Raw genomic sequence first — 5,305 nt, forward strand, 5'->3', positions numbered from 1 at the left:
TCGTCGCGCTCGGCTCGACCGCCGCGTTCGCCGCGGCACCGTCGAGCACGCCGACCTCCAGCGCCACACCGCTGCGCTCCACCTCGAGCGGTGCCCTCGGCGGGCGCATCGGTGGACGGCGCACCGGTCGAGGTGGAGTGCAGCGGTGTGGCGCTGGAGGTCGGCGTGCTCGACGGCGTCGCGGCGAACGCGGCGGTCGAGCCGAGCGCGACGAGTCCGAGTGCGCCGACGGCGATGCCGATGGTCAGGGCGCGCTTCTTCGGACGGCGCGGCCCGAAGCTCGAGCCCTTCTCGGCGGGGGTGGTCGACTCGGTCATGGGTGTCTCCTCGTTCCGGCCCGGTGCCGACCCCGTTCGGGATCGGTTGCGGCCGGTTCCATCTCAGATTCGAAGGCGAATCTGAAGCCGGACTTAAGAACAGACCCTCCACAGCAGACGCCGGGTGCGCCCCGATCCGCGGCCCCTAGGTTCGAGCACATGCCCTCCTCCGCCCGTGTGCTCCTCATCGAGGACGACGACGCCATCCGCTCCTCCGTCGAGACCGCGCTGCGCAGCGAGCGCTTCACGGTCCGCGGTCTCGTCTCCGGCGAGGACCTCGCCCGCGAGCTGAGCACCTTCGCTCCGGACCTGGTGATCCTCGACTGGATGCTCCCCGGCCCGAGCGGCATCGTGCTCGCCGAGCGGATCCGCCGCAGCAGCGACGCGGCCGTGATCATGCTCACCGCCCGCGACGCGGTCGACGACCGCCTCCGCGGCTTCGACGAGGGCGTCGACGACTACGTGGTGAAGCCGTTCGTGCTCGCCGAGCTCGTCAAGCGCGTGACCGCCGTGCTGCGCCGCCGCGGCCGCATCCCGTCCGTCGTCGAGATCGGCGACCTCGTCGTCGACCCGGAGTCGGGCCGCGCCCGCCGCGGCGGCGTCGCCCTCGACCTCACCGCGACCGAGTTCCGCCTCCTCGCCTTCCTCGCCGGGAACCGCGGCCGCACCCTCACCAAGACCCAGATCCTCACGCAGGTCTGGGGCTACGACCACGTCGACCCGAACCTCGTCGAGGTGCACCTCAGCTCCCTCCGCAAGAAGATGGAGGCGCACGGCGACCGGCTCGTGCACACCGTCCGCGGCCTCGGCTACCGGGTGGAGGCGTGAGCCGCTCCCAGCCGGGCGCCCTGCGGACCGGCTCCCTCCGCCTCCGCACCGTCCTGGCCGTGCTCGCGCTGCTGGCCGTTCTGCTCCTGGCCCTCTCGGCGACGGTGCAGGCGGTGCTCGGCGAGCGCCTCCGCGACCAGATCGAGGAGCGGCTGCAGGACCGCGCCTCCGCCGCCGCCGCGCTGGTCGGCACGATCGCCGACGACGCCCTCGCCTCCCGCCTCTCGGCGCAGGGCGTCTCGGTGCGGATCACGAGCCCCGAGGGCGAGGACGTCGTGGCCGGGCCGAGCCCGGAGCAGCTGCGCCTGGGCCCTGGAGCCGCCGACCAGCTCGGAGAGCCGCCGTCGCCGCCCGGCACGAGCTCCTCCTCCGGAGCCGTCCCGCCCCGAGCCGCCTCCGCCGCCGTCATCGTCGTCGTCTCGAGCAGCGTCGCCGCCGACGACGAGCTGATCACCCTCGAGTCGACCCTCAGCGACGGCACCCGACTCCAACTCACCAGCGAGGCCGGATCGGTGGGCAGCACCCTCGCGCAGCTGAACGGGATCCTGCTCGCCGCGTCGGCCGTGTTCCTCGTGCTGGCCGCCCTCGCGCTGATCGTCGTGGTCCGCGCGACCCTCCGGCCCCTCGAGCGGATGACCGACGTGGCCCGCGACATCGCGCACGGCGACCGCGGGCGGCGGCTGCGCCCCTCCCGTCCGCGGACGGAGCTCGGCCGCACCGCGACCGCGTTCGACGAGATGCTCGACGACCTCGAGCAGGCCGAGCGCAGCGCCCTCGCCGCCGAGGCGACGGCCCTCGCGGCGGAGCAGCGGATGCGCGCGTTCGTCTCGGACGCCGCGCACGAGCTGCGGACGCCGGTCGCCGGCATCCAGGCCGCCGCCGACGCGCTCGTCCGCGGCGACGGCGGCGAGCAGGAGCGCGAGCGCCTCTCCGTGCACGTCGTGCGGGAGTCGCTGCGCGCGGGCCGCCTCATCCAGGACATGCTGTTGATGGCGCGGCTGGACGAGGGCCTGGCTCTGGAGTCGCGTCCGCTGGACCCGGCGGGCGTCGCCGAGGCCGCGATCGAGCGCCAGGAGCTGCGCCGCCCGGGCCTCGCGATCGAGCTGCACCGGCCCGCCGAGCCGCTCCTGGTCAGCGCCGACGCCGACCGGCTGGCTCAGGTGCTCGGCAACCTCCTCGAGAACGGTGCCCGCTTCGCCCGCTCCCGGATCGACGTCGCCGTCGAGGCGGCCGCCGACTCCGTCACGATCACCGTCGACGACGACGGCCCCGGCATCGCCGAGGCCGACCGTGAGCGCGTCTTCGACCGCCTCGTCCGCCTCGACGACGCCCGCAACCGCGCCGACGGCGGCTCGGGCCTCGGCCTGCCGATCGCGCGCGGGCTGGCCCGGGCCCTCGGCGGCGACCTCGTGGCGGAGGCGAGGCCCGTCGGCGCCCGCTTCCGGGTGACGCTGCCTCGCGCGGGGTGACGCCGCCCCGCTCCCCCTAGGCTCGACGGGCGCGCGGGCCCCGCTCCGCCCGAACGGCAGGAGTGGCTCCATGGACAGGGACGACGCGGAGCAGCGTGTCCGGCAGGCCCGCGACGAGGCCCCGAGGTTCGGGAGCGGTCCCCTGCTCGCCACCTTCACCGTCCGCCACCGCCGCGGACTCGACGTCGCCTTCGTGCTCGACGGCGCCGACGGGGACTTCCAGATCGGCATGGGCGCCGCGTCCGACGACTTCCGGAGCGTCCTCACCGTCGGCGTCGACCGCGAGGACGGCCGCATCCGCGGCGTCTCCAGCTGGACCGTCGACGGCCGCGAGAGCCGCGTGCCCGTGCGGATCCTGCACCGCTCCGCCACCGTGATCATCGTGGAGGCCGCTCCCCTCCCCCTCGACCGGCGCCCGTCCTCGCTCAAGTGCTGGTCCTTCCTCCGCCGGGCCTCCGCCGACCACCACTCCGACGTGCTGGGCTTCGTGTCCCCCGACCTGGCCGACCTCCCCCCGGTCCGGCTCCTCACCGATCCGCGGGCGCGGCGCGGGCGCTGAGCCGGCCTCGCGCGAGGGGACGGATCCCCGCCCGACCCGCAGGCGCCGGTGGGATCATGCGCTGACGTGATCCCGCCCGGAGGTCCGCCCGACCCGGAGGAGCGCTCGTGACGCAGGAGGTGCAGTCGACCCGGCTGCGATCGCTCGGAAGCGAGGCGTTCTTCGGGGCGACGGTGGTCGTCGCGGCGGCGTGGTCGGGCGCTCGGGCCTACCAGCTCTACGGAGGGTGGGGCGTGGTGCTCGCGGTGGCGGCGGTGATCGTCGCGGGGCTCGGCTTCGGGCTCCGGCGGCGCGTCGAGGAGCGGTGGTCCCGGCCGAGCCTCGAGAGGCTGCGGGCCGAGCATCCGGACGGCGGCGTCACCGCGGTGCTGAACACTCCGGAGACGCTGGCCTCGCTGCGGACGCTCGCGGTCGCCGGAGCCGCGGTCGACCTCCCGGCGCTGCGCGCGGCGAAGCCGGACCCCGTGCTGCTGGCCGTCGTCACCGCGAGGGCGCTCTCGCTGTTCCGCGCCGACGCGGACCTCTCGCCGATCGCGTTCCTGCCCCTCACCGCCGGGGACGCCCCCGAGTCGGTGACGGGCTACCACCACGGTCACGCGCTCGCGGCTCCCGTTCTCACGGTCCGGCAGCAGGGGACGGAGCAGCGGCTCGCCCTCTTCCCCGCCGACGGCGCGCGGACGATCACCGGTGTCCTCGGCCGCTGAGCGAGGCCCGCTGCGCATCGCCGGGAGTCTCCGCCCCGCGGCGGATCCGGCAGCGCCGCGCCGCGCGTAGCGTCGGGCGATGGACATGTCACTGCTCGGCACCAGCGTGGTCGCCGCCCTGTGCGGGGCCGCGTATCTCGGAGTCGCGATCCTCGCGGTCGCGCAGGTCCTCCGCTCCGGCCTCGATCCCCTGCGGAAGGGCCTGTGGACGATCGCCGTCGTGGTGGCGCCCTTCCTGGGGTCGATGGCGTGGTTCCTCGTCGGGCGGCCCGGAGCCCGAGCCTGAGACGCGGCTCAGCCCGCACCCATGCCTACGATCACCGATCGCGCAAGCACCTGCTCGCGGGGCGCCCGCACGTCAGCATGAGCGGGATGGACACGATCGAGGAGGCGGGCGCCTGGGCGCGCGATCTGGTGCGCCGCGAGTTCGGCATCGGCCTCGTCGACCTGGAGCCCGTCATCGGCGGACTCGACCACGGAGCGCGCGTCTGGTGCGCGGCCGACGGCTCCGGGGCGCTGTGGAGCGTCAAGGCGTCGGCCCGCGACGGGCGCTTCGGCCTCGCGCTCTCGGCGTCGCTGGGCGAGTCGGGGGTGCCGGGCGTCGCGGCGCCGCACCGCGCCTCCGACGGGCGCCCCTGGGCGGAGGACCGCGGGCTGCGGGTCTCGGTCGCGCCGTGGATCCTCGGCGAGGACGCCGTCGACTCCGGCGAGGACGCCCTCGACTGGGAGGGGTTCGGCGCGGTCCTGCGCTCCGTGCACGACGCCGAGCCGCCGGCACTCGCGCCTCCCGTGCGGCGGGGCATCCGCCGTGTCCGCCGTCCGCTCGCCGACCTCCTCGCCGAGACCGACGAGAGGATCGATGCGCAGCCGGAGCCCCGCCCCCGCCTCACCGCGCTGTGGCGCGCGAACCGCTCCCGCCTCGACGCCCTCGCCGACTCCGAGCGGCGGCTGAAGCGCGCCCGCACGCCCACTTCCCGCGTGCCCCTCCACGGCGACCCGCATCCCGGCAACGTCGTCATCGACGAGAGCGGCCGCCCCTGGCTGATCGACTTCGACGAGGCCACCGTCGCCCCGCGGGAGGCCGACCTGCTCCTGATCGAGCTGGGCGTCATCTACTCGCGGCCGATCAGCGACGTGCAGCGCTCGGCGTTCCGCGCGGGCTACGGCGAGGCCCTGATCGACGACGAGCGGATCGTCCGCTTCGGCTGCGTCCGCGCGGTCGAGGACGTGGCCGCCACTGTCGCGCTGGCCCTCGCCGACCCGGAGCCGGAGGAGCGCGAGGCCGCCTCCGTGCCCGCCTCCCGCCTCGGCCGCGCCGCCTCGGCGCTGCCCGTCCCCACTCCGCTCGACCTGCTCGCCGGCCAGCTCGGCCCGCACGGCCTCGTCTCGCTCGTCGAGACCGCCCTCCGCCGCCCCGCCTGACGCGGC

At 75.7% G+C, this 5,305-nt stretch carries 6 protein-coding genes and 1 pseudogene; 6 read left to right on the forward strand and 1 reads right to left on the reverse strand.

From position 1 onward, the window contains the following. Window positions 1-317, reverse strand: a pseudogene (locus C5B93_RS17555) (hypothetical protein); the annotation flags it as partial. Window positions 318-476: 159 nt separating this feature from the next. Here C5B93_RS17555 and C5B93_RS16710 point away from each other — a divergent pair. From C5B93_RS16710 to C5B93_RS16735, 6 genes are all read left to right on the forward strand, one after another. Then, window positions 477-1,145, forward strand: coding sequence for a response regulator transcription factor (locus tag C5B93_RS16710; protein WP_104225192.1), 669 nt, complete (start codon window positions 477-479; stop codon window positions 1,143-1,145). Beyond that, the gene (locus C5B93_RS16715; RefSeq protein ID WP_104292996.1) at window positions 1,142-2,614 is read left to right on the forward strand and encodes a cell wall metabolism sensor histidine kinase WalK; all 1,473 of its coding nucleotides are present in this window, start codon (window positions 1,142-1,144) and stop codon (window positions 2,612-2,614) included. Before C5B93_RS16710 ends, C5B93_RS16715 begins: the two co-directional genes overlap by 4 nt. A gap of 70 nt (window positions 2,615-2,684) precedes the next feature. Next, window positions 2,685-3,173 (forward strand): hypothetical protein, encoded by a 489-nt coding sequence (locus tag C5B93_RS16720; RefSeq protein ID WP_104225194.1) that lies wholly within the window; start codon window positions 2,685-2,687, stop codon window positions 3,171-3,173. 107 nt (window positions 3,174-3,280) lie between these two features. Continuing rightward, window positions 3,281-3,877: a hypothetical protein gene (locus C5B93_RS16725; RefSeq protein ID WP_104251186.1), complete on the forward strand. Its 597-nt coding sequence runs from the start codon at window positions 3,281-3,283 to the stop codon at window positions 3,875-3,877. Window positions 3,878-3,956: 79 nt separating this feature from the next. Next, window positions 3,957-4,163, forward strand: coding sequence for a PLD nuclease N-terminal domain-containing protein (locus tag C5B93_RS16730; RefSeq protein WP_104225196.1), 207 nt, complete (start codon window positions 3,957-3,959; stop codon window positions 4,161-4,163). Between the two features lie 86 nt (window positions 4,164-4,249). Next, complete coding sequence (locus C5B93_RS16735; protein ID WP_181068432.1) at window positions 4,250-5,299, forward strand: aminoglycoside phosphotransferase family protein; 1,050 nt, start codon at window positions 4,250-4,252, stop codon at window positions 5,297-5,299. The last annotated feature ends 6 nt before the right edge of the window (window positions 5,300-5,305 follow it).

It is taken from the genome of Rathayibacter sp. AY1A2 (assembly GCF_002930935.1).
Lineage (GTDB): Bacteria > Actinomycetota > Actinomycetes > Actinomycetales > Microbacteriaceae > Rathayibacter.

What these genes read in the sequence shown, in the direction of transcription:
- C5B93_RS16730 (WP_104225196.1), top strand. Translation starts at nt 3,957, where the DNA reads ATGGACATGTCACTGCTCGGCACCAGCGTGGTCGCCGCCCTGTGCGGG.
- C5B93_RS16720 (WP_104225194.1), top strand. Translation starts at nt 2,685, where the DNA reads ATGGACAGGGACGACGCGGAGCAGCGTGTCCGGCAGGCCCGCGACGAG.
- C5B93_RS16735 (WP_181068432.1), top strand. Translation starts at nt 4,250, where the DNA reads ATGGACACGATCGAGGAGGCGGGCGCCTGGGCGCGCGATCTGGTGCGC.
- C5B93_RS16710 (WP_104225192.1), top strand. Translation starts at nt 477, where the DNA reads ATGCCCTCCTCCGCCCGTGTGCTCCTCATCGAGGACGACGACGCCATC.